The 21,837-nt window shown below is 60.2% G+C and carries 22 protein-coding genes; 4 read left to right on the plus strand and 18 right to left on the minus strand.

The window, feature by feature from the left end; genetic code table 11:
• Nucleotides 1-9: 9 nt before the first annotated feature.
• The 13 genes from ACIQUH_RS16915 to sdhC all read right to left on the minus strand — a co-directional run bounded on the left by ACIQUH_RS16915 (nt 10) and on the right by sdhC (nt 14,331).
• Complete coding sequence (locus tag ACIQUH_RS16915) at nt 10-654, minus strand: LysE family translocator (protein WP_400817108.1); 645 nt, start codon at nt 652-654, stop codon at nt 10-12.
• A gap of 13 nt (nt 655-667) precedes the next feature.
• Entirely contained in the window at nt 668-1,081 is a 414-nt protein-coding gene (locus ACIQUH_RS16920) for an MAPEG family protein (RefSeq protein WP_400817110.1), read from the minus strand.
• A 69-nt stretch (nt 1,082-1,150) separates the two neighbouring features.
• Nucleotides 1,151-2,383: a 2-oxoglutarate dehydrogenase complex dihydrolipoyllysine-residue succinyltransferase gene (gene odhB, locus ACIQUH_RS16925; RefSeq protein ID WP_400817112.1), complete on the minus strand. Its 1,233-nt coding sequence runs from the start codon at nt 2,381-2,383 to the stop codon at nt 1,151-1,153.
• 53 nt (nt 2,384-2,436) lie between these two features.
• Nucleotides 2,437-5,433 carry a 2-oxoglutarate dehydrogenase E1 component gene (locus ACIQUH_RS16930; protein WP_400817114.1) on the minus strand — a complete coding sequence of 999 codons (2,997 nt, stop codon included), beginning with the start codon at nt 5,431-5,433 and terminating at the stop codon, nt 2,437-2,439.
• Nucleotides 5,434-5,610: 177 nt separating this feature from the next.
• The gene (sucD, locus tag ACIQUH_RS16935; protein ID WP_400817116.1) at nt 5,611-6,513 is read right to left on the minus strand and encodes a succinate--CoA ligase subunit alpha; all 903 of its coding nucleotides are present in this window, start codon (nt 6,511-6,513) and stop codon (nt 5,611-5,613) included.
• A gap of 17 nt (nt 6,514-6,530) precedes the next feature.
• Nucleotides 6,531-7,724: an ADP-forming succinate--CoA ligase subunit beta gene (gene sucC / locus ACIQUH_RS16940; protein WP_400817118.1), complete on the minus strand. Its 1,194-nt coding sequence runs from the start codon at nt 7,722-7,724 to the stop codon at nt 6,531-6,533.
• 33 nt (nt 7,725-7,757) lie between these two features.
• Nucleotides 7,758-8,720, minus strand: coding sequence for a malate dehydrogenase (mdh, locus tag ACIQUH_RS16945; protein ID WP_080811654.1), 963 nt, complete (start codon nt 8,718-8,720; stop codon nt 7,758-7,760).
• A 178-nt stretch (nt 8,721-8,898) separates the two neighbouring features.
• Nucleotides 8,899-10,062: a cell division protein ZapE gene (gene zapE / locus ACIQUH_RS16950; protein ID WP_400817120.1), complete on the minus strand. Its 1,164-nt coding sequence runs from the start codon at nt 10,060-10,062 to the stop codon at nt 8,899-8,901.
• A 92-nt stretch (nt 10,063-10,154) separates the two neighbouring features.
• Nucleotides 10,155-10,697: an AprI/Inh family metalloprotease inhibitor gene (locus tag ACIQUH_RS16955; protein ID WP_400817122.1), complete on the minus strand. Its 543-nt coding sequence runs from the start codon at nt 10,695-10,697 to the stop codon at nt 10,155-10,157.
• Nucleotides 10,698-10,902: 205 nt separating this feature from the next.
• Nucleotides 10,903-11,682: a succinate dehydrogenase iron-sulfur subunit gene (locus ACIQUH_RS16960; protein WP_003523509.1), complete on the minus strand. Its 780-nt coding sequence runs from the start codon at nt 11,680-11,682 to the stop codon at nt 10,903-10,905.
• Between the two features lie 15 nt (nt 11,683-11,697).
• Complete coding sequence (gene sdhA, locus ACIQUH_RS16965; RefSeq protein ID WP_400817124.1) at nt 11,698-13,539, minus strand: succinate dehydrogenase flavoprotein subunit; 1,842 nt, start codon at nt 13,537-13,539, stop codon at nt 11,698-11,700.
• Nucleotides 13,540-13,546: 7 nt separating this feature from the next.
• Nucleotides 13,547-13,927, minus strand: coding sequence for a succinate dehydrogenase, hydrophobic membrane anchor protein (sdhD, locus tag ACIQUH_RS16970; protein WP_003504989.1), 381 nt, complete (start codon nt 13,925-13,927; stop codon nt 13,547-13,549).
• Between the two features lie 11 nt (nt 13,928-13,938).
• Nucleotides 13,939-14,331 carry a succinate dehydrogenase, cytochrome b556 subunit gene (sdhC, locus tag ACIQUH_RS16975; protein WP_400817126.1) on the minus strand — a complete coding sequence of 131 codons (393 nt, stop codon included), beginning with the start codon at nt 14,329-14,331 and terminating at the stop codon, nt 13,939-13,941.
• 304 nt (nt 14,332-14,635) lie between these two features.
• Here sdhC and ACIQUH_RS16980 point away from each other — a divergent pair, with 304 nt between their 5' ends.
• On the plus strand, nt 14,636-15,004 hold the full coding sequence (locus tag ACIQUH_RS16980) for a hypothetical protein (protein ID WP_400817128.1): 369 nt from the start codon (nt 14,636-14,638) through the stop codon (nt 15,002-15,004).
• Nucleotides 15,005-15,060: 56 nt separating this feature from the next.
• Here the strand turns inward: ACIQUH_RS16980 and ACIQUH_RS16985 are convergent, their stop codons facing one another.
• Genes ACIQUH_RS16985 through tsaD form a run of 5 tightly spaced genes read right to left on the minus strand, consistent with a single transcriptional unit; the run spans nt 15,061 to nt 18,564 of the window.
• Nucleotides 15,061-15,705 carry a class I SAM-dependent methyltransferase gene (locus ACIQUH_RS16985; RefSeq protein WP_400817130.1) on the minus strand — a complete coding sequence of 215 codons (645 nt, stop codon included), beginning with the start codon at nt 15,703-15,705 and terminating at the stop codon, nt 15,061-15,063.
• A 7-nt stretch (nt 15,706-15,712) separates the two neighbouring features.
• On the minus strand, nt 15,713-16,156 hold the full coding sequence (locus ACIQUH_RS16990; RefSeq protein ID WP_400817132.1) for an EVE domain-containing protein: 444 nt from the start codon (nt 16,154-16,156) through the stop codon (nt 15,713-15,715).
• Nucleotides 16,157-16,162: 6 nt separating this feature from the next.
• Nucleotides 16,163-16,456, minus strand: a complete 294-nt coding sequence (locus ACIQUH_RS16995) for a YciI-like protein (protein WP_400817134.1) — start codon at nt 16,454-16,456, stop codon at nt 16,163-16,165.
• A 27-nt stretch (nt 16,457-16,483) separates the two neighbouring features.
• Nucleotides 16,484-17,467: an NAD(P)H-dependent glycerol-3-phosphate dehydrogenase gene (locus ACIQUH_RS17000; protein ID WP_400817136.1), complete on the minus strand. Its 984-nt coding sequence runs from the start codon at nt 17,465-17,467 to the stop codon at nt 16,484-16,486.
• Nucleotides 17,467-18,564 carry a tRNA (adenosine(37)-N6)-threonylcarbamoyltransferase complex transferase subunit TsaD gene (gene tsaD / locus ACIQUH_RS17005; RefSeq protein WP_400817138.1) on the minus strand — a complete coding sequence of 366 codons (1,098 nt, stop codon included), beginning with the start codon at nt 18,562-18,564 and terminating at the stop codon, nt 17,467-17,469. Before tsaD ends, ACIQUH_RS17000 begins: the two co-directional genes overlap by 1 nt.
• A 73-nt stretch (nt 18,565-18,637) precedes the next feature.
• Here tsaD and hemC point away from each other — a divergent pair, with 73 nt between their 5' ends.
• From hemC to ACIQUH_RS17020, 3 genes are all read left to right on the plus strand, one after another.
• Nucleotides 18,638-19,567: a hydroxymethylbilane synthase gene (gene hemC, locus ACIQUH_RS17010; protein WP_400817140.1), complete on the plus strand. Its 930-nt coding sequence runs from the start codon at nt 18,638-18,640 to the stop codon at nt 19,565-19,567.
• Nucleotides 19,568-19,571: 4 nt separating this feature from the next.
• Nucleotides 19,572-20,312, plus strand: coding sequence for a uroporphyrinogen-III synthase (locus tag ACIQUH_RS17015; RefSeq protein ID WP_400817142.1), 741 nt, complete (start codon nt 19,572-19,574; stop codon nt 20,310-20,312).
• Nucleotides 20,313-20,385: 73 nt separating this feature from the next.
• Nucleotides 20,386-21,837 (plus strand): mitofilin family membrane protein, encoded by a 1,452-nt coding sequence (locus tag ACIQUH_RS17020; RefSeq protein WP_400817144.1) that lies wholly within the window; start codon nt 20,386-20,388, stop codon nt 21,835-21,837.

Below are 21,837 nucleotides of genomic sequence, written 5' to 3' on the forward strand. Positions count from 1 at the left end.
ACCTGAAACTCAGGCCGCTTTTTCCGTTGCGAGTTTTATACCGAGTGCGATGAAGACGACGCCGCTGGTGCGGTCGATCCATTGGCTGGCGCGCTGAAACGCCGCGCGCATCCGCGGCGTCGTCATGAAAAGGCTGACGCCGACGAACCAAAGGATGAGGCAGCTTGCCATGACGAGGCCATAGCCGAATTTGATGGTGACCGGCGTATGCGCATGAACTACCGTCGAAAAGATCGACAGGAAGAAGAACACCGGCTTGGGATTGAGCGCATTGGCGGCGAAGCCGAGCGTGAAAGCCTTCAGCGCTGTCTGCCTGCTTTTCACCGGCACGACACCATCCGCATCGGCCTCCGGCAACTCGGTTTTGCCGGCGCGCAGCGCCTTGATGCCGATATAGATCAGATAGGCGACGCCGAGCCACTTGACGATGTTGAAGAGATAGATCGACTGGGAGATGATCAGGCCAAGTCCGAGGATCGTATAGGTGACGTGGAACATCAGCGACGTCCCCACACCGAAACTGGTGATGATGGCCTGTTTACGCCCATGCACCATGGCCTGGCGCATCACCATGGCGAGATCGGCGCCGGGCGAGACGATCGCAAAAGCGAAGATCGCCATCAGGGATGCAAGTTCGATCAAATACTGATGCATCTGAAACAAGCCTCTAGAACATCAACACGAAGAGCATCAACAGCAGGCCGAGTATTGAACCAAGCCAGACCAATGAGCGGATATAAGGTACGCCGGCCAGATAGAGCGGTATGTAAATCACTCGGCAGATCAGCCATATCCACGCGCCGGTCAGTGCCAGTCCAGACGGATCGCCAGCCATGATGACGCCAAAAGCGAGCGCTATGAAAGCCGGATAGGTTTCCCGGAAATTTTCCGAAGCGCGGGCTGCACGGCCGGTAAACCTGCCTTCCGGCTTCTTCTCCGCATCCCGTGGACCGGCATTCCAGTCCAGCCCCAGTTCCCGCGTGGCCGTCATGGCTTGCAGCATGATATGCGCCACAAGCAGCAGGACGCTGAGACCGATCAGCGGTAAAAAGGGTGAAGCGGCAAGAAATGTCGGCTGCACTTTCGCTCTCCTGATGCAATTTCAGCGGGACCTCAGTTGAAATCCCGCTGAAAGGAAAAGCAAGACCGATTAAAGATCAAGAACCAGACGTTCAGGATCTTCGAGGCTTTCCTTGACGCGAACGAGGAAGGTCACGGCTTCCTTGCCGTCAACGATACGGTGATCGTAGGAGAGCGCGAGATACATCATCGGACGGATGACGACCTGACCGCCGATGGCGACCGGACGCTCCTGGATCTTGTGCATGCCGAGAATGCCCGACTGCGGTGCATTGAGGATCGGCGAAGACATCAGCGAACCATAGACACCACCATTGGTGATGGTGAAGGTGCCGCCCTGCATGTCGGCCATGCCGAGCGAACCGTCGCGCGCTGCCTTGGCGAGGCGGCCGAGTTCCTTTTCGACGCCGGCGATGGAGAGCTGGTCGGCATCACGAATGACCGGAACGACAAGGCCCTTGTCGGTGCCGACAGCCATGCCGACGTGACAATAGTTCTTGTAGATGATGTCCGTGCCATCGATTTCAGCGTTGACAGCAGGCAGTTCCTTCAGCGCGTGGGTCACGGCCTTGGTGAAGAAGCCCATGAAGCCGAGCTTCACGCCGTGCTTCTTCTCGAACACGTCCTTGTAACGGTTGCGCAGGTCCATGACAGCGCTCATGTCCACCTCGTTATAGGTGGTGAGCATGGCAGCGGTGTTCTGCGCATCCTTCAGGCGACGGGCGATCGTCTGGCGCAGACGGGTCATCTTCACGCGCTCTTCGCGAACCTGATCCTGCTCGGCCGAAACCGGACGGGGAGCAGCAACCGGTGCCGGGGCGGCGGCAGGCGCCGAAACGCCCTTGGCGACAGCGGCGAGAACGTCACCCTTCAGAACCTGGCCACGCTTGCCGGAACCGTCGACCTGATCGGCGGACAGGTTGTTTTCAGCCAGCAGCTTGCCGGCAGCAGGTGCCGGCGGCATGGAACCGGTTGCCGGAGCGGCAACGGCGGCAGGTGCCGATGCGGCAGCCGCAGCAGGCTTTGCCGGTTCGGCAGCCGGAGCGGAGGTCGCAGCGCCGGCAGCACCTTCGGCGATCTGGCCGAGAAGCGCGTCGAGACCGACGGTCTCGCCGTTCTGCGCAACGATTTCGGTGAGAACGCCGGACGCAGGCGCGGGGACTTCGACGGTAACCTTGTCGGTTTCCAGTTCAACGAGCGGTTCGTCGGCCTTGACGGTGTCGCCGACCTTCTTGAACCAGGTGCCGACGGTCGCTTCGCTGACGGATTCGCCGAGGGTTGGTACGCGGATTTCAGTGGCCATGATCTAGTTCCGTTATTCAGGTGTCTTTTTTGCGGGGCGATGCGGGAGAGTTCTCACTCTCCCAGCGCGTCTTCCAGGAACGCAGCGAGCTGCGCCAGATGCTTGGACATCAGGCCGGTCGCCGGAGAGGCGGCCGCCGGACGGCCCGTGTAACGGACCTTCTGGTACTTGGCGTCGATATGCGCCAGAACCCATTCTAGGTAAGGATCAATGAACGACCACGCACCCATGTTCTTCGGCTCTTCCTGGCACCAGACCATCTCCGCATTGCGGAAACGCGACAGCTCGTTGATGAGCGCCTTGGCCGGGAACGGATAGAGCTGTTCGACGCGCAGCAGGTAGATATCGTCGATACCGCGCTTTTCACGCTCTTCGAGCAGATCGTAATAGACCTTGCCCGTGCACATAACGACGCGGCGGATCTTCGAATCCTTCTGCAGCTTGATCGGGCCGTCCTTGATGACTTCAGCATCGTCCCACAGGAGACGGTGGAAGGAGGACTCGCCTGCAAGCTCCGCCAGCGAAGACGTGGCACGCTTGTGACGCAGCAGCGACTTCGGCGTCATCAGGATCAGCGGCTTGCGGAAGTCGCGCTTCACCTGGCGGCGCAGGATATGGAAGTAGTTGGCCGGCGTCGTGCAGTTGGCAACCTGCATGTTGTCTTCGGCGCACATCTGCAGCCAGCGCTCCAGACGGGCGGACGAATGTTCCGGGCCCTGCCCTTCGTAACCATGCGGCAGAAGGCAGACGAGACCGGACATGCGCAGCCACTTGCGTTCACCCGAAGAGATGAACTGGTCGAACACCACCTGCGCGCCGTTGGCGAAGTCGCCGAACTGGGCTTCCCAGAGCGTCAGCGCGTTCGGGCGGGCGAGCGAGTAGCCGTATTCGAAACCGAGAACGGCTTCTTCCGAAAGCATCGAGTTGATGACTTCGTAACGGGCCTGGGTCGGCGAAAGGTTGGCGAGCGGAATATAACGCTCTTCGGTCTCCTGATCGTAGAGGACCGAGTGACGCTGCGAGAAGGTGCCGCGTTCGCAATCCTGACCGGAAAGACGAATCTTGTGGCCGTCGGCAACGAGCGAACCGAAGGCAAGCGCTTCGGCCATTGCCCAGTCGATGCCTTCGCCCGTCTCGATCATCTGCGAGCGGTTTTCCATGAAGCGCTGGATCGTACGGTGAGCGCTGAAGCCCTCGGGAATGGTCGACAGCTTCTTGCCGATTTCCTTCAGCTGCTTCATCGGCACACCGGTCTTGCCGCGACGCTGCTCATCGGCATTGTCGGCGGCTCGCAGACCCGACCACTGGCCATCAAGCCAGTCGGCCTTGTTCGGCTTGTAGGACTGGCCTGCCTCGAATTCCTGCTCGAGATGGGCACGCCAGTCGGCCTTCATCTTCTCGAATTCGCCTTCGCTGATCAGGCCTTCCGCGATCAGGCGGTCGGCATAGATGCGGGCGACCGTCTTGTGAGCGCGGATGACCTTGTACATCTTCGGCTGCGTGAACGCCGGCTCGTCGCCTTCGTTATGGCCGAAGCGGCGGTAGCAGAACATGTCGATGACGACAGGCTTGTGGAACTTCATGCGGTATTCGGTGGCAACCTTGGCCGCATAGGTCACCGCTTCCGGATCGTCACCGTTGACGTGGAAGATCGGTGCTTCGATCATCTTGGCAACGTCGGACGGATAGGGCGATGAACGCGAGAAGGCCGGGTTCGTCGTAAAGCCGATCTGGTTGTTGATGATGAAGTGCATGGTGCCGGCAACGCGGTGGCCGCGCAGGCCGGAAAGGCCGAGAATTTCAGCGACCACGCCCTGACCCGCGAAAGCGGCGTCGCCGTGCAGAAGCAGCGGCAGCACCTTGGCGCGTTCGGAGAGCGGAATGATGTCGCCGTCCCACTGCTTGGCAAGCTGGTCCTGCTTGGCACGCGCCTTGCCCATGACAACGGGGTTGACGATTTCGAGGTGCGACGGGTTGGCCGTCAGCGACAGGTGAACCTTGTTGCCGTCGAATTCACGGTCGGAGGAGGCACCCAAATGGTACTTCACGTCGCCCGAACCCTCGACATCATCCGGCTTGAACGAACCGCCCTTGAATTCGTGGAACACGGCGCGATGCGGCTTGCCCATGACGTTGGTCAGAACGTTCAGGCGGCCACGGTGGGCCATGCCGAGAACGACTTCTTCCAGACCTTCCTGGCCGCCGCGCTTGATGATCTGCTCGAGCGCCGGGATCAGCGATTCACCGCCATCGAGGCCGAAACGCTTGGTGCCCTTGAAACGCACGTCGAGGAACTGCTCGTAACCTTCGGCTTCGACCAGCTTCGACAGAATGGCCTTCTTGCCTTCGGCCGTGAAGGCAACGCCCTTGTCCGGACCTTCGATGCGCTCCTGAATCCAGCCTTTTTCTTCCGGGCTGGACATGTGCATGAATTCGACGCCGATGGTGGAGCAGTAGGTGCGCTCCAGAATATCGATCATCTCGCGCACGGTCGCATATTCGAGGCCGAGCACGTTATCGATGAAAATCTTGCGGTCGTAGTCGCTTTCCTCGAAGCCGTAGGATTTCGGCGAAAGCTCGTTGTAATCTTCAACCGCGACGGCAATGCCGAGCGGATCAAGCTTGGCGTGCAGGTGGCCGCGCATGCGGTAGGCGCGGATCATCATGATGGCGCGAACGCTGTCACGGGTCGCCTGCAGCACTTCGGCTTCGCTGACCGGCTTACCCGTATCGGCGCTCTTGGCTTCGGCCTTCGCCTGAACCTTCTTCTCGATGGCCTTTTCAACCGTGGCCCAGTTGCCGTCGAGTGCGGATACCAGTTCGCCATTCGCCGGGATAGGCCAGTTGGCACGCTTCCAGGAGGCGCCCTTGGCCGCCTTCTTCACATCTTCCGGATTATCGGACAGTGCCTTGAAGAAGCTCTGCCACTCCGGCGACACGGAAGAGGGGTCCTCTTCGTACCGGGCATAGAGCTGCTCGATATAGGCCGCATTCGCGCCGTCCAGAAACGACGTGATCTGAAACTGCTCGTTCGCTTCTTGCCTTGCCATTTTCGTTCCTGCGGACTTGTCCGTCCGCCTCCTCGATGCCGTTAGGGCCGTTTCACCGGCCTGCCGCTTTGATTATTGCTGTCTGCCGCCGAGGCGGTATGCCGTCTGTCTGTCTTCTTGCGGCATCGGGCAGCGCGGCGATAAAGCCGCGCCGCCCGTTACCGGTCTCATGTGGTCTCAGCCCTTGAGGACTTCAACCAGCGTCTTGCCGAGGCGCGCCGGGGAAGGCGAAACCTTGATGCCGGCTGCTTCCATGGCTGCGATCTTGGACTCTGCATCGCCCTTGCCGCCGGAAACGACAGCGCCGGCGTGACCCATGGTGCGGCCCTTCGGAGCCGTACGGCCCGCGATGAAGCCAGCCATCGGCTTCTTACGGCCCTTCTTGGCTTCGTCGATCAGGAACTGCGCCGCATCTTCTTCAGCCGAGCCGCCGATTTCGCCGATCATGATGATCGACTGGGTGGCTTCGTCGGCGAGGAACATTTCCAGCACGTCGATGAACTCGGTGCCCTTGACCGGGTCGCCGCCGATACCGACAGCGGTCGTCTGGCCGAGGCCTTCGTTGGAAGTCTGGAACACGGCTTCATAGGTGAGCGTGCCCGAGCGGGAAACAATACCAACCGAACCCTTGCGGAAGATGGAGCCCGGCATGATGCCGATCTTGCATTCTTCCGGCGTCAGGATGCCCGGGCAGTTCGGGCCGAGCAGGCGCGACTTGGAGCGGTCGAGGCGAGCCTTGACGCGCACCATGTCCATGACCGGGATGCCTTCGGTGATGCAGGTGATGAACGGAATTTCCGCTTCGATGGCTTCGATGATGGCGTCGGCTGCACCTGCCGGCGGAACGTAGATCACGGATGCGTCTGCACCGGTCTTTTCCTTGGCTTCAGCAACCGTTGCGAAGATCGGCAGGCTTTCGCCCTTGGAACCGGTCCAGGTTTCGCCACCCTTCTTCGGGTGAATACCACCGACCATCTGCGTGCCGTAATAGGCAAGCGCCTGTTCGGTGTGGAAGGTACCGGTCTTGCCGGTCAGACCCTGAACGAGGATCTTCGTGTCTTTATTAACGAGAATAGACATTATTTCCGGTCCCTCAATTAGCCGTTGATCGCCGCGACGATCTTCTTGGCTGCGTCGTCCAGATCGTCAGCAGCCGTAATCGCAAGGCCAGATTCGTTCAGGAGCTTCTTGCCAAGTTCGACGTTGGTGCCTTCGAGGCGAACAACGAGCGGAACCTGCAAACCGACTTCCTTCACCGCGGCGATCACGCCTTCGGCGATGACGTCGCACTTCATGATGCCACCGAAGATGTTGACGAGGATGCCCTCGACCTTCGGGTCGGCCGTGATGATCTTGAAGGCTGCCGCAACCTTCTCCTTGCCGGCGCCACCGCCGACGTCGCAGAAGTTAGCCGGCTCCTTGCCGTAAAGCTTGATGATGTCCATCGTCGCCATGGCAAGACCTGCACCATTGACCATGCAGCCGATGTTGCCGTCGAGCGCCACATAAGCGAGGTCCCACTTGGAGGCTTCGATTTCCTTGGCGTCTTCTTCGGTTTCGTCGCGCAGCGCCTTGACGTCTTCATGGCGGAACAGCGCGTTGCCGTCGAAGGACATCTTGGCGTCGAGAACGCGCAGATGGCCATTTTCCATGACGATTAGCGGGTTAACCTCGAGGAGAGCCATGTCCTTCTCGTTGAAGGCCTTGTAGAGGATCGGGAACAGCGACTTTGCGTCTTCGGCTGCAGCACCGTCAAGCTCAAGAGCCTTGGAGATTGCGGCAACGTCAGCGTCGCTCACGCCCTTTTCCGGGTTGATGGCGATGGTGTGGATCTTCTCGGGCGTGTCGTGGGCGACAGCTTCGATATCCATGCCGCCTTCGGTGGAAACCACGAATGCGACCTGACCGACCGAACGGTCAACCAGAAGCGAGCAGTAGAGTTCGCGGGCAATGTCGGCGCCGTCTTCGATGTAGAGACGGTTGACCTGCTTGCCGGCGTCGCCCGTCTGCGCCGTTACCAGCGTGTTGCCGAGCATGTCGCGCGAATGGGAGACGACTTCCTCGATCGACTTCGCCAGACGAACGCCACCCTTGGCATCGGGGCCGAGTTCCTTGAACTTGCCCTTGCCACGGCCGCCAGCATGGATCTGGCTCTTGACGACGTAAAGCGGGCCGGGAAGCTGCTTTGCGGCAGCTTCGGCTTCTTCGACCTTGAGGATGGCGACGCCTTCAGCAACCGGCGCGCCGTAGCCCTTCAGAAGAGCCTTGGCCTGATATTCGTGAATATTCATGGAATAATCCCTGTTTGGAACCGCTTGAAGTTATTACTTCAGCGACGGAGCGATGTTGATGCAGGCTTCGCAAAGACCAGCGACAGCGCCGACGGATTTCTGGAAGGCCGCTTCTTCTTCCTTGTTCAGTTCGATCTCGATGATGCGCTCGATACCGCCGGCACCGATGATGGTGGGCACGCCGACATACATGTCATCAACGCCATACTGGCCCGAAAGATGAGCAGCGGCAGGAAGAACGCGCTTCTTGTCCTTGAGGTAAGATTCGGCCATTTCGATTGCCGAAGCAGCCGGCGCATAATAGGCCGAGCCGGTCTTCAAGAGGCCGACGATTTCCGCACCGCCGTCGCGGGTGCGCTGGATGATCTGCTCGAGACGCTCGGCGGTCAGCCAGCCCATCTTGACGAGATCGGTGAGCGGAACGCCGCCAACGGTGGAATAACGGGCGAGCGGCACCATCGTGTCGCCATGACCGCCAAGAACGAAAGCGGTGACGTCCTGAACCGAAACGTTGAATTCTTCAGCCAGGAACAGGCGGAAACGCGCGCTGTCGAGAACGCCGGCCATGCCGACGACCTTGTTCTTCGGCAGACCGGAGAACTTCTGCAGGGCCCAGACCATGGCGTCGAGCGGGTTGGTGATGCAGATGACGAAAGCGTTCGGGGCATATTTCTTGATGCCGGCGCCGACCTGTTCCATGACCTTGAGGTTGATGCCGAGAAGATCGTCGCGGCTCATGCCGGGCTTGCGGGCAACACCGGCGGTGACGATGCAGACGTCTGCGCCTTCGATTGCGGCGTAATCGGAAGCACCGGAGAGCTTTGCATTGAAGCCTTCAACCGGGCCGGACTGGGCAATATCCAGACCTTTGCCCTGCGGGATGCCGTCGGCGATGTCGAAGAGGACGATATCGCCCAGTTCCTTCAGGCTGGCGAGATGCGCCAGCGTGCCGCCGATCATGCCAGAACCAATAAGTGCAATTTTTTTGCGAGCCATCGAATGCTTCCTCTTGAGCTTCAATTCAATTTCACCGCGCCAAACCGGCAGCCAAATTGTCGCACTTCGATTAGCCCCATTGGCCAAAATTGGCAACAGATTCTTTTGGGATGAATATTTTCAATCGTTTAGATCATTATTTTCTTACGTAAACGTAAGAAAATGCGTCACGAAAGTGTCAAACTTTCTGGCGCTTCTCGTGGTGCAATGCCAGATAATCCGCACTGCGCATCTCAAACAGGCGCGAGGCGGTGCGATCGAATTCGAAACCTTCCGTCCCCTTGCGCTTGCCGAGCAAGTCTTCCGGCATGGCTGCGGCAGAGGCGAAAAGCCTGACGCTGTGATCGTAAAGCGCATCGATGAGGATGATGAAACGCTTGGTCTCGTTCCGCTTGTCGGCATTCAAGAACGGAATATGGTCGATGAAGACCGTATCAAAACGATTGGCGATGGCAAGGAAGTCGGAAGCGCCGAGCGGCTTTTCGCAAAGGTCGGAAAAGGAAAAACGGGCAACCCGGCCGCTGGCGCGCGGCACCAGAATGGAACGGCCCTTCATGGGTATCTCGGTCGGTGCAACGAGGTGGCCGGCAATCATGTGCCGCCATGCCATGTCCATAGCCTGATCCGCCGAACCGTCGAGTGGCGTGACATAAACCGGCAGGCTTTCCAGCTTCTCCATCCGGTAATCGGTGGGGCTATCTAGCGTCACAACCTCCACATGCTTCTTCAGCAAATCGACGAAGGGCAGGAAAAGGCCGCGATTGAGACCGTCCTTGTAGAGATTGTCAGGCACGACGTTGGAGGTCGTCACCAATGTGCAGCCATTGGCAAAAAGCTCGGTGAACAGCCGGGCGAGGATCATTGCATCGGCAATATCCGTGACGGAGAACTCATCGAAGCACAGGAGTTCTGCTTCCGCCAGAAGCTGGGCGGCGACGGGTGGGATCGGATCGGCCTGTTTGGTCTCGCCATTCTTCAGTTTCTGCCGGTGCGCATGCACGCGGTTATGCACATCCGCCATGAATTCGTGGAAGTGGCAACGCCGCTTGGACGAGACGGGCGCCATCTCGTAGAACATGTCCATCAGCATGGTCTTGCCGCGACCGACGCTCCCATAGACATACAATCCCTTGACCGTCTTCGCCGGGCCAGACTTGCGGGCGAACATCCAGCCGAGAGCGCTCGTTTTCTTGGCGGGCTTGCGTGCCTTCAGATCGGCGAGAATGCGGTCGAGATGGGCAGCTACGCCAAGCTGGGCGGCATCGGCCTGCAAGGTGCCAGCTGCCGTCAATGCGTTGAGCTGTTCAACGACACTATGATTGTAGTCAGGCAATGGCTTCATGAAAAAGCGCCCCGGACGCGGGCGCAAATCTGCACCCGCGACGAATGGAATTGCTTAGAGCGAAGAAGGCAATCCGGCTGCACCGGAAATGCTCATCGGCTGAGGCTGAGCGGCTGGCCGCTATTGGTCGTGCCATCGAAGCGCGCATCGGCGCTTTTGTAGACACGGCCGATCGTATCGCCCGAACGGTTCTTGAAGAGGACCATCTTGCCGGACACTTCCCAGGAGCCCATCGCCGTCAGCTCGCCGGAGCAGCCACGCGTGCCGCCACGCGAGCCGCTGCCGAGATTGGTGAGCGTCAGGAACATGTCGCAATTGGCGCCGCCATTGGAAACGCGCCAGTTGCCGACCATGGATTCCTTGGTGACGTCGAGTGCCGTCGTCGGTGGAGCGGCAGAGGCCACATCGGTGCCGCCAGGCGTCGCAGACGCGGGTGCCGAAGGGAACTGACTACCCGAAGCGCCGCCAGGTGGCGGCAGCGCGCCGGACTGAACGGACGGAACCGGCTGAGCCTGCAGCGGCGGCGTATAACCGGGATTACTGCCGCTATTGTTGTTGTAATCGTAGGAGGTACGTTGGCAACCGGCGAGACTCATCACAACCGCAAGGCCCGTCACCACATATCTGAATTGCATATCAAGCTCCCGATTCTCTCGCTTCCGGAAAGACCATGATCAAACAAGAAGGCTGAATTATTACCAAAGCCTTATCTTGCGCAAGCGATGGCCTGGATAATTACCATTTCGGTCGATTTTTACCGAATTTTCCCACGCCGGGTTGTAAAAAGGGCCACGGTCGAGACCGCGGCCCGATAAATTTTCTGTCGTCAGCGAATCGCCTTTAAACGCGACGCTCGACCATCATCTTCTTGATTTCCGCGATCGCCTTGGCCGGGTTCAAGCCCTTCGGGCAGGCCTGCGCGCAGTTCATGATGGTATGGCAGCGATAAAGGCGGAAAGGATCCTCGAGATTGTCGAGACGCTCGCCGGTTGCCTCATCGCGGCTGTCGATCAGCCAGCGATAGGCCTGCAGCAGAACGGCGGGACCGAGGTAACGATCGCCATTCCACCAGTAGCTGGGACAGGAGGTGGAGCAGCAGGCGCAGAGAATGCACTCATAAAGACCGTCCAGTTTCAGGCGATCCTCATGGCTCTGCTTCCATTCCTTGGCGGGTGTCGGCGAAACGGTCTTCAGCCAGGGCTCGATGGAACGATGCTGGGCGTAGAAGTTCGACAGATCAGGAACAAGGTCCTTCACGACAGGCATATGCGGCAGCGGATAAACCTTCACCGTGCCGTTGATCTCTTCCATGCCCTTGGTGCAGGCGAGCGTATTGGTGCCGTCGATGTTCATGGCGCAGGAACCGCAGATGCCTTCACGGCAGGAGCGGCGCAGCGTCAGCGTCGGGTCGATATTGTTCTTGATGTAGAGAAGCGCATCGAGAACCATCGGCCCGCAATCGTCGACATCGATATAATAGGTGTCGATGCGCGGATTCTGGCCGTCATCCGGGTTCCAGCGATAGATGCGGTATTCGCGCACATTCTTGGCACCGTCAGGCTTCGGCCAGACCTTGCCTTCGCTGATCTGGGAATTCTTGGGGAGAGCGAGTTCAACCATATCCAGTTCCTCAAATCAGTAGACGCGCGCCTTCGGCTCGATCTTTTTGGGATCGATGCCGTCGGCGATCAGGTCGGTGTGAACCGGGCGGTAGTCGAGCTTGACGTCCCCTTCGGGGCTGACCCAGGCGAGCGTGTGCTTGCGCCAGTTCACGTCGTCGCGACCGGCGAACGGACCGTCGACGAAATCCTCGCGGGCATGCGAACCGCGGCTTTCCTTGCGCGCTTCCGCGCCATAGACCGTGGTGATCGCATTGGCCATCAGGTTGTGCAGCTCGAGCGTCTCGACCAGATCGGAGTTCCAGACCATCGAACGGTCGGTGACCTTGACGTCAGGCAGTTCCTTCCAGATGGCGGAAAGACGCTGGCAACCGCTTTCCAGCGATTCCTGCGTGCGGAACACCGCCGCATCGTCCTGCATGGCGCGCTGCATCTTGTCACGCAGCACCGCCGTCGGCGTCGAGCCATTGGCGAAACGCAGGCTGTCGAAGCGTTCCATGATCTTGTCGCAGGCCGCGATGTCGAGTGCGGGAACCGCAGCATCGCGGTCGATGACCTGGGCAGCACGAATGGCGGCGGCACGGCCGAAGACCACGAGGTCGATCAGCGAGTTGGAGCCGAGGCGGTTCGCACCGTGAACCGAAGCGCAACCGGCTTCGCCGACAGCCATCAGGCCGGGTGCGATACGTTCCGGGTTGTTGGCATCGGCATTCAGCACTTCACCCCAATAATTGGTCGGAATGCCGCCCATATTGTAGTGAACCGTCGGCAGGACCGGGATCGGTTCGCGCGTCACGTCGACGCCGGCGAAAATCTTGGCGCTTTCGGAAATGCCCGGAAGACGTTCATGCAGGATCGCCGGATCAAGGTGATCGAGATGCAGGAAGATGTGATCCTTGTTCTTGCCGACGCCGCGGCCTTCACGGATTTCCATCGTCATGCAGCGGGAGACAACGTCGCGCGAGGCAAGATCCTTTGCCGATGGCGCATAACGCTCCATGAAGCGCTCGCCTTCGGAGTTGACGAGATAACCGCCTTCACCGCGTGCGCCTTCGGTGATGAGGCAGCCTGCGCCATAAATGCCGGTCGGGTGGAACTGCACGAATTCCATATCCTGAAGCGGCAGGCCGGCACGGGCGATCATGCCGCCGCCGTCACCGGTGCAGGTATGGGCAGAGGTCGCCGAGAAATAGGCGCGGCCGTAACCGCCGGTCGCCAGCACCACCATCTTGGCGGAGAAGCGATGGATCGTGCCGTCATCGAGGTTCCAGGCCACGACGCCGGTGCAACGACCGTCTTCCGACATGATGAGGTCGAGCGCGAAATATTCGATGAAGAATTCCGCATTGTTGCGCAGCGACTGGCCATAAAGCGTGTGCAGAATGGCGTGGCCGGTACGGTCGGCGGCAGCACAGGTGCGCTGTACCGGCGGGCCTTCGCCGTAATTCTGCATGTGACCGCCGAACGGGCGCTGGTAAATCTTGCCTTCTTCGTTGCGCGAGAACGGCACGCCGTAATGCTCAAGCTCATAGACCGCCTTCGGCGCTTCCATGGCGAGATATTGCATCGCATCGACGTCGCCCAGCCAGTCGGAACCCTTTACGGTGTCGTAAAGGTGCCACTGCCAACAGTCGGGCGTCATGTTGGTGAGCGATGCGGCAATACCGCCCTGCGCCGCAACCGTGTGAGAGCGCGTCGGGAAAACCTTGGTGATGCAGGCCGTGCGGAAACCCTGCTCCGCCATGCCGAGCGTTGCGCGTAGACCCGCGCCGCCGGCGCCCACCACGATCACGTCATAGGAGTGATCGACATAGGTGTAGGCCTTGCCATTCTGGGAAGGTGAACTGATCGATGCCATGGCGGACTTATCCTGCGAATGCGATTTTCAGAATGGCGAAGATGGAAAGACCGCCAATCAGAATCGCGAAAAACGTATTGAGCATCAGAAGAACGAGCTTCGAAACCTCGGCGTGAACGTAGTCTTCGATGATGACCTGCATGCCGAGCTTCATATGGATGAGGCCGGAGACCAGCACCAGAGCCATGATGACCGCAACGAGCGGGTTCGACAGCGCGGCGACGACTTCCGGATAGGGCGCGCCGGCATATTTGATGAGGAAGATCACGAAGAAGATCAGCAGCGGAACGTTGGCGACCGCGGTGACGCGCTGGCGCAGGAAATGGTCGGTGCCTTCCTTGGCGGAGCCGAGACCGCGAACCTTTCCGAGAGGTGTACGCATATCCATGAAAAATCTCCTCAGCGCACGATCAGGACAATGACCCAGATCAGCGCGGTCAGACAGATCGACGCGACCCATGAGGCCTTTGCCAGTTTGGTGGTAAAGTGCTTTTCGAAGCCATGACCCAGATCCCACATGAAATGGCGAAGACCGCCCAGCATGTGGTGGACGAGAGCCCAGGTATAGCCGATCAGGATGAGCCTGCCGATGATCGTGCCCATCGCCCAGTTGACCCAGTCGTAATAGGCAGGACCCGAAGCAAGCGCGATCAGCCACCAGGCAACCAGAAGCGTCCCGAAATAAAGCGCGCCGCCTGTGATGCGGTGCACGATGGATGCAACCATCGTCGGGATAGGCTTGTAAATTTGAAGATGCGGCGACAGAGGCCGGTTATTAGTCGCATTCGCCATCAGAACCTCGCGGCGTTTTCCCGTGCGCCCATCAGACAGGACGCCCCCAAGCAACAGCACATGACGAAAGAATGTGCATTGCACCAACCGCGACGTTTAATCACATGGGGGCGTCATCACAAGCACATTTCATGACCGATTCGAATTTAATCGATTGGTTCACGAATTTTTTTTGGATTTTTTTGCGTCAAAATAAAAAATCGAGCGTTTCCAAGATTTACGCCCTCAAAATATTTACCTTTACGTAATTCAGAAAAGGTGTAATTTACGATTGGTTAACCTCGAAAACCGGAGCATGATGCTCATGTTACAATGCCGAATCGCCGCCCTGACCATGATGGTTGCAGGCGCCATTTTAACCTTCGTGCCACCCGCGGCGGCAGAAGATTTTTATGGTCGCCATGATTATCGGCACCATCAATCGCAGGTGAGCTTCTCCACCAACGGGCTGCCATCCACCCTACCCGGCGGCACCTATGTCGGCGGAATATCGGCCCTGCGGGTGCGCGGAAACGGCAATTATTTCGCGATTGGCGGCGGGTTATCGCGACAGCGCGCAACCGCCGCAGCCACCGCGCAACTTGCGCCCAAGGCCAAGATCATCGACGTGCGCGCCGAAACTGCAGGCGATGCCTGCGCCTACGAACATGGCGTCTGCATCATCAGGCCCTGAAGCGTTCCAGTAAAAATGCGAAAAGGCTTTGCATCTGGCAGTGCTAAACCGCCTGATCAGATAAAGCGCCACACCGTGGTCTTCTTCACTTCGCTGTCTTCCAGCGCCCGCGTCACCGGCACCTGATAGGTCGCCTCGGCGCGCAGGCGCTCTTTGGGCAGATAGGCCCGCCCCGGATCGCCCACGAGCACGCTCACGCCATTCTCCGTCAGTTCGAGAAACCACGGCACGAGAAGATCGGCAAAGGCACGGTCATAGAACACGTCGCCGGCCAGCAGGACATCCGCCTCGACCGGCTTACCGACCAAATCCAGCCCCGTAAAACCGATGTCCACGCCATTGAGAGCCGCATTCAACCGAATGGCCGTTTCCGTCCACGGATCGATATCGGCAGCCAGAACCGCACTGGCGCCCGCCTTTGCCGCAGCAATTGCGACGAGCCCGGAGCCGCTGGCGAAATCCAGCACGCGCTTGCCGGAAACGCTTTCAGGATGATCGAGAACATAACGGGCAAGCCCCTGACCACCGGCCCAGGCGAAGGCCCAGAAGGGCGGCGGCAGGCCGATCTCTTGCAACTCCTCCTCCGTCTTCAGCCACAGATCATGGGCTTCAGTGGCGAGATGAAGACGCAATTCCGGCACATGCGGCGGATACATGATGGCAGCATTGTCGAGAATGAAGCGTTCGGGATCAGTCCTCACCGAAACATCAGTCCGGTGACTTCGGCGGATTGGCAAGGCCGCCCATGCGGCAGACCTCGAGATATTCCTCTTCCGTCACCGGCTGCACGGAAAGCCGCATGGAAGTGACCAGCGACATCGTCGCCAGTTTCGGATTGGCTTTCACATCCTTCAGCGAAACGGGCTGCGGCATGTCGCACACGGCGCGGATATCCACGCAATCCCACTTCGGATCACCTTCCGCAGTCGAGTCCGGATGCGACAATGCGCAGACTTCGACGATGCCGACGACATCCAGCCCCTCATTGGAGTGGTAGAAGAAGCCCTTGTCGCCGATCTTCATGGCGCGCATGTTGTTACGCGCCTGATAATTGCGCACGCCGGTCCATTCTTCGCCCGCCTCACCCTTGGCCTTCTGCATTTCCCAGGACCATTTGAACGGCTCGGACTTGTAAAGCCAATAATTCGCCATGTCCGGTCACGCTCCCGGATTGTTGAAGACCCAATTATAGGGCTTCACGTCAACGCTTTCGAACAGGCCGGCCTTGGCATAAGGATCGGCATCGGCGAGAGCCTTTGCCGCCTCGATATCGGCGGCTTCAACGATCACGAGACTGCCATTCGGCTTGCCTTCGGCGTCCAGAAACGGGCCGGCAATCTTCAGCGTGCCCTCGGCATTCAGCCTGTTCAGATGATCCAGATGGGCCGGACGCGTTTCCATGCGCACATTCAGATGGCCGGGCTTGTCCTTGCAGATAAAGGCAAACAGCATTTTCGTCTCCTTATGGTCGGCCAACATTCATTCAGTGGTGATGGGCCGTGTCATCAATTGTTGCATGGCGCTCGCCACATCCAGATTGCCGTCGATGATGGCGGCCACCGCCTCGGTAACCGGCATGTCGACCGCGTGATGTTCACCGAGCCGGGCGGCAACGGCTGCCGCAAAGGCGCCTTCCACCAGCCCACCGGACATGTCCTTGCCTTCACCCCGGCCAAGCGCGATGCCGAAACGCAGGTTGCGCGACTGGTGGCTGGTGGCCGTCAGCACCAGATCGCCGAGGCCGGACAATCCGCGCACCGTATCGGCCTTGCCGCCCATGGCGACGATGAGCCGCGACATTTCGGCAAGCCCGCGCGAAATCAGCGCCGCCCGGGCGGAATCGCCAAGGCCGGCGCCTTCAACAATGCCGGCGGCAATGGCGAGAACATTCTTCAGCGCCCCGCCAAGTTGCACGCCGATGCGGTCGGTCGAGGCATAAAGCCGGAAGGTCCTGCCGGAAATCGTTGTTGCCAGCCGTTCGGCGACCGCCGGATCTTCCGCCGCAATCGCCATGGCCGTCGGCAAGCCGCGCGCAATATCGGCCGCGAAACCGGGACCGGAGAGAACCGCAATCGGATGATGCGGCAATTCCGCTTCCAGAAGTTCCGTCAGCAGCCGGCCGGAGCTGCGGTCGATACCCTTGGCGCAGGTGACAATGATAGAGTCATTAGCCAGGTAAGGGCCGTAATGGCGGGCCGCGTCGGCGTGAGCCTGCGAAGGCATGGCGAAGAGGACGATACTCGCCCCCGCCAGCACATCGGGCTCTGCGGAAAATTCAAGCGCATCCGGCAGGTCCACCCGCGGCAAGGCCGCCTCATGCACGCGGTCGCTTCTAAGGTCGGCCATCAGTGACGGATCGCGGCCGAGCAGGATCACGTCATGCCGGTTTTCCAGCGCGATGACGACGGCAAGCGCGGTTCCGAAGGCGCCGGCGCCGATGACGACGATTTTTTCCCGCTGCATCAGGCCTTGGCTCCCCTTTTACCGAAACCGATCAACGTCTCCGCGCTGCCATCAAGCGGCCAGCGCGAGCGCGGCGGAATGTCCAGCGGATCAGCTTCCCTGCCATCCGCCATGCGCTCTAGGCCAGCCCAGGCGATCATCGCGGCATTGTCCGTGCAAAGCCGGTGCGGCGGCGCAACGAAACGGAAGCCATGGATATCGCAAAGCGCCTGCAGCGTCTGGCGGATTTCCTGGTTGGCGGCGACACCACCGGCCACGACCAGCGCGGGCATGGTCTCCAGCTGCGGAAACTCTTGTTTAAACCGCGCAAGGCCGCGGCCGATACGATCTTTCAGGGTGCGCGACACCGCCTTCTGGAAGGAAGCACAGATATCGGCGATATCCTGCTCCGAGAGCGGCGCAATGGCGGTCGCCGCCTGCCGCACCGCCGTTTTGAGGCCGGAAAAGGAAAAGTCTAGCCGTGCTTCCCCCACCATCGGTCGCGGAAGCGGAAAACGATCCGGATCGCCCTTCGCTGCCGCTTTCTCGACGGCAGGCCCACCGGGATAGGGCAGGCCCAGAAGTTTCGCAGTCTTGTCGAAGGCCTCGCCCAGCGCATCGTCGATGGTTGTGCCCCAACGCTCATAATCGCCGACGCCGCGCACCAGCACCAGCTGGGTATGGCCACCGGAAACCAGCAGCATCAGATAGGGAAAAGACAGACCGTCGGTCAGCCGCGCTGTCAGCGCATGGCCTTCCAGATGGTTGATGGCGTAGAGCGGCTTGCCGGCCGCCTTGGCGATGGCCTTGCCCGTCATCAGTCCCACCAGCAGGCCGCCAATGAGGCCGGGGCCAGATGTAGCCGCGATGGCATCGATATCGGCAAGGGTCACACCCGCCTGCTCCAGCGCTTCTTCCACCAGCGTGTCCAGCGCCTCCACATGGGCACGCGCGGCAATTTCCGGCACCACGCCGCCATAGGCGCTGTGTTCCTCAAGCTGCGACAAAACGACGTCGGAGACGATTTCGCCACGCCCGTTCGCATGCCGAACCACAATGGATGCAGCGGTTTCGTCACAGCTGGTCTCTATGCCGAGGATACGAAGAAAGGGGGTCATCAAATCTGTTCGTTCATTGCGATCATGCGCGGAGTTGGTCTAAGACAACTCCGGTAACAATGGATAGACGCGGATGCAAACAAAACCTTTCCGAATCGGCACGCGCGGCAGCCCGCTGGCGCTTGCGCAGGCTTATGAGACCCGCAGCCGGCTGATGGCGGCGCATGGTCTGCCGGAAGACATGTTCGAAATCGTCGTGCTGTCCACCAAGGGCGACCGGATCACCGACCGCGCTTTGTCGGAAATCGGCGGCAAGGGTCTGTTCACCGAGGAACTGGAAAACCAGCTTCTGTCGGGCGAACTCGATATCGCCGTGCATTCCTCCAAGGACATGCCGACCGTTTTGCCCGAAGGGCTCTATCTTTCCGCCTTCCTGCCGCGCGAAGACATGCGCGACGCCTTCATAGGCCGCACCGCGCCGAGGCTTCTTGAACTGCCGCGGGGCGCCATTGTGGGTTCCGCATCCTTGCGCCGCCAAGCGCTGATCCGCCGACTGCGGCCGGATCTGAGCGTCATCGTCTTCCGCGGCCTGGTCGATACACGCCTGCGCAAGCTCGAAGAAGGCCAGGCGGATGCGACGCTGCTTGCCTTTGCCGGCCTGAAGCGGCTGGGCAAGGAGAATGTGCCGACGGAAATTCTCGATCCGAGGGAATTCCCCCCCGCTCCCGCCCAGGGCGCAATCGGCGTGGAAAGCCGCATCGGTGATAGGCGCATGGACGAGCTGCTTGCCCCCATAAACGACAGGCCGACTTTTGACGCCGTGACCTGTGAGCGCGCCTTCCTGGCGGCACTTGACGGCTCCTGTCGCACGCCAATCGCCGGCTATGCCACCTGCGAGGGCGAGGAGCTGCATTTTTCCGGCCTCATCCTCACCCCCGACGGCCAGACAAGCCACGACATCGAAATCTCCGGCAATCGCAGGGATGCGGCGAAACTCGGCCGACAGGCCGGCGAAGAGGTGCGCGCCAAAGCCGGCAGCAATTTCTTCGAAGGCTGGAGCTGAGCCGGTGCGGATCGTCGTCACCCGTCCGCAGCGTTCGGGCGAAAGGACGGCGGCGAAACTTGAAGCGCTGGGCCACACACCGGTGCTTCTGCCGCTGTTTCATCCCGTCCATCATGGCGAACGCGCCATCTCGGCGCTGTCCGCCCCGATGGGGGCCATCGCCGTAACCAGCGCCGAAGCCCTGCGGGCACTGGCTAGGTCCGAAGAGCAGCTCGCCCCCTATCTGTCAAAACCGCTTTTCGCCGTCGGCGGCGCAACGGCAGAGGCCGCAAGAAAAACCGGCTTCGAACGGATATTTACCGCCTCCGGAGACGCCCTCGGCCTGACCGCGCTGGTGAAGCAGCACCGCACCTTTCTGAGCGAAAACGAACCCTTGCTCTATCTCGCCGGCAGGCCACGCGGCACGGTCTTCGAGGAAGGCCTCGCCGCCGCCGCAATCCCGTTCAGAACGGTCGACTGTTACGAAATGCTGCTCTCGGTCATCTCTCAATCCATGCTGGAAACGGCTCTTGCTGAACCCGCCGCAGACGTCGTGCTGCTCTATTCTTCCGAAGCGGCGCGGGCCTTTTTCCGGCATGTATCGGCGGATCGATACAGGTTGAAGCTGGCGGCGACAAAATTCATCTGCATCAGTCGCAACGTGCTTTCTCTGGTTCCGGAAATCTTTCGCGCAAACGCCATCGCCGCCGAAGAGCCGAGCGAGGCCGCGATGTTTGAACTTCTGCGCCACCACTCTGGAACCTAATTCGAGCTCACCTCTTTCCTTTGCCGCCGTCACTGACTAGGTTTAGATTACTGCAGGCAGAAATGAGGTTGTCATGGTATCGGGAAAGCCGCCACGCCACTCCAAGTCCAAAGCCGAACCGGTCACCATCGACCTGGACGCGAAAGACGTGAAAGCAATTTCCGCTGACGTGGACGCTGCCAAGACGGACGAAAAGCCCGGTGACGAAACGCCTGCGGCCACCTCAGCGTCCGGAGTTTCTGGCACAAAGCCTGAAGCAGCCACAACAGGCAACCCTGCCCCCGTCTGGGACCAGCCTAAGAAAACCCCTATCGAGCCTGAACCCAATGTCGGCAAAGGGGAAGCCACAACCGCCGGGTCGAAGGCTGAGGGCCCTGCGGACAGGCAGAAGGAGCCCATCTCGTCGGCGCCTGTTCCGCCCAAAGCCGAGGCAAAACCGACGACGGGCACCGCCGAGACCAGCGCGGCTGCGGCTGCAGCCGCAGGCGCGAAGCCTGCCTTTGGCTCCACGGCTTCCTCCAGTGCATCCAGCGGCGCCACTGCCCCAAAACCATCGACCACGACCTCGTCTTCAGGACCCGCAAAGCCATCCACATCACAGCAGGTGGAACGCAAACAGGCGGCAACCTCCGGCCTGGTCGCAGCGGGTATCGTCGGCGGCCTCGTGGCACTCGCCGCTGCCGGCAGCATGCAATATGCCGGCATCCTGCCCTCCTTTAATGCGAACAGGGCCGGAAGCGAGGAAATCGCCGCGCTGAAAACCGATCTGGGCAGCTTGCGGCAACAGCTTGCCAATGCGCCAGCTGCCGACACCTCGGCGCTGGAGCAGCGCATCACGACTCTCGAAAGCGCAACGGGCGAGGCCCCGCAGGTGGATGGGCTGTCGGAAAAAATCACCGCTCTGGAATCTGCCCTCCAGTCGGAGCGAGCCGCGCAGGCCTCGGCGACGGCGGAGCTGACACGCCGCCTTGCCGATGCGGAAGCCAAGATCAACGAGCCACGCGACGATATCGAAGTCGCCCGCGCCATCGCTTCCGCGGCGCTGAAGGCTGCGATCGATCGCGGCGGGCCGTTCCTGACCGAACTCGACACGCTCTCCAAGGTCACGCCCGACGATCCGGCCATCGCATCGCTGCAATCCTTCGCAGCAACCGGCGTGCCGTCGCGTTCGGAGCTGATGCAGAAATTTCCCGATGTCGCCAATGCGATGCTGTCGGCCATCAATCAGCCTGATCCCAATCAGGGCATCATGGAACGCCTGACCGAAAGCGCCTTTTCGCTGGTGAAGGTGCGCCCGGTCGGAAATATCGAGGGCGAGACACCCGATGCGATGATCGCGCGCATGGAAAACAAGCTGCGCAACGGCGATCTTCATGGCGCGGCACTTGAGTGGAACGGTCTCCCCGATGCCGCCAAAACGGCATCCGCCGATTATAAAAAATCTCTGGATGCACGCATCGAGGTCGAAAATCTGGTCGGCGGCACGTTGAACCGCGCCATCACCAGCACCGGCAAACAGGGGTAA

The organism is Agrobacterium sp. NPDC090283 (genome assembly GCF_044769685.1).
GTDB lineage: Bacteria > Pseudomonadota > Alphaproteobacteria > Rhizobiales > Rhizobiaceae > Agrobacterium.

Excerpts from the sequence above, each read along its gene's own strand:
- ACIQUH_RS16955 (WP_400817122.1), bottom strand. The coding sequence starts at position 10,697 with ATGCAATTCAGATATGTGGTGACGGGCCTTGCGGTTGTGATGAGTCTC.
- ACIQUH_RS17000 (WP_400817136.1), bottom strand. The coding sequence starts at position 17,467 with ATGCAGCGGGAAAAAATCGTCGTCATCGGCGCCGGCGCCTTCGGAACC.
- ACIQUH_RS16915 (WP_400817108.1), bottom strand. The coding sequence starts at position 654 with ATGCATCAGTATTTGATCGAACTTGCATCCCTGATGGCGATCTTCGCT.
- mdh (WP_080811654.1), bottom strand. The coding sequence starts at position 8,720 with ATGGCTCGCAAAAAAATTGCACTTATTGGTTCTGGCATGATCGGCGGC.
- tsaD (WP_400817138.1), bottom strand. The coding sequence starts at position 18,564 with ATGACCCCCTTTCTTCGTATCCTCGGCATAGAGACCAGCTGTGACGAA.
- ACIQUH_RS16930 (WP_400817114.1), bottom strand. The coding sequence starts at position 5,433 with ATGGCAAGGCAAGAAGCGAACGAGCAGTTTCAGATCACGTCGTTTCTG.
- ACIQUH_RS16995 (WP_400817134.1), bottom strand. The coding sequence starts at position 16,456 with ATGCTGTTTGCCTTTATCTGCAAGGACAAGCCCGGCCATCTGAATGTG.
- ACIQUH_RS17020 (WP_400817144.1), top strand. The coding sequence starts at position 20,386 with ATGGTATCGGGAAAGCCGCCACGCCACTCCAAGTCCAAAGCCGAACCG.
- sdhA (WP_400817124.1), bottom strand. The coding sequence starts at position 13,539 with ATGGCATCGATCAGTTCACCTTCCCAGAATGGCAAGGCCTACACCTAT.
- ACIQUH_RS16990 (WP_400817132.1), bottom strand. The coding sequence starts at position 16,156 with ATGGCGAATTATTGGCTTTACAAGTCCGAGCCGTTCAAATGGTCCTGG.
- zapE (WP_400817120.1), bottom strand. The coding sequence starts at position 10,062 with ATGAAGCCATTGCCTGACTACAATCATAGTGTCGTTGAACAGCTCAAC.
- ACIQUH_RS16960 (WP_003523509.1), bottom strand. The coding sequence starts at position 11,682 with ATGGTTGAACTCGCTCTCCCCAAGAATTCCCAGATCAGCGAAGGCAAG.
- sucC (WP_400817118.1), bottom strand. The coding sequence starts at position 7,724 with ATGAATATTCACGAATATCAGGCCAAGGCTCTTCTGAAGGGCTACGGC.
- sucD (WP_400817116.1), bottom strand. The coding sequence starts at position 6,513 with ATGTCTATTCTCGTTAATAAAGACACGAAGATCCTCGTTCAGGGTCTG.
- hemC (WP_400817140.1), top strand. The coding sequence starts at position 18,638 with ATGCAAACAAAACCTTTCCGAATCGGCACGCGCGGCAGCCCGCTGGCG.
- sdhD (WP_003504989.1), bottom strand. The coding sequence starts at position 13,927 with ATGGATATGCGTACACCTCTCGGAAAGGTTCGCGGTCTCGGCTCCGCC.
- odhB (WP_400817112.1), bottom strand. The coding sequence starts at position 2,383 with ATGGCCACTGAAATCCGCGTACCAACCCTCGGCGAATCCGTCAGCGAA.
- sdhC (WP_400817126.1), bottom strand. The coding sequence starts at position 14,331 with ATGGCGAATGCGACTAATAACCGGCCTCTGTCGCCGCATCTTCAAATT.
- ACIQUH_RS16980 (WP_400817128.1), top strand. The coding sequence starts at position 14,636 with ATGTTACAATGCCGAATCGCCGCCCTGACCATGATGGTTGCAGGCGCC.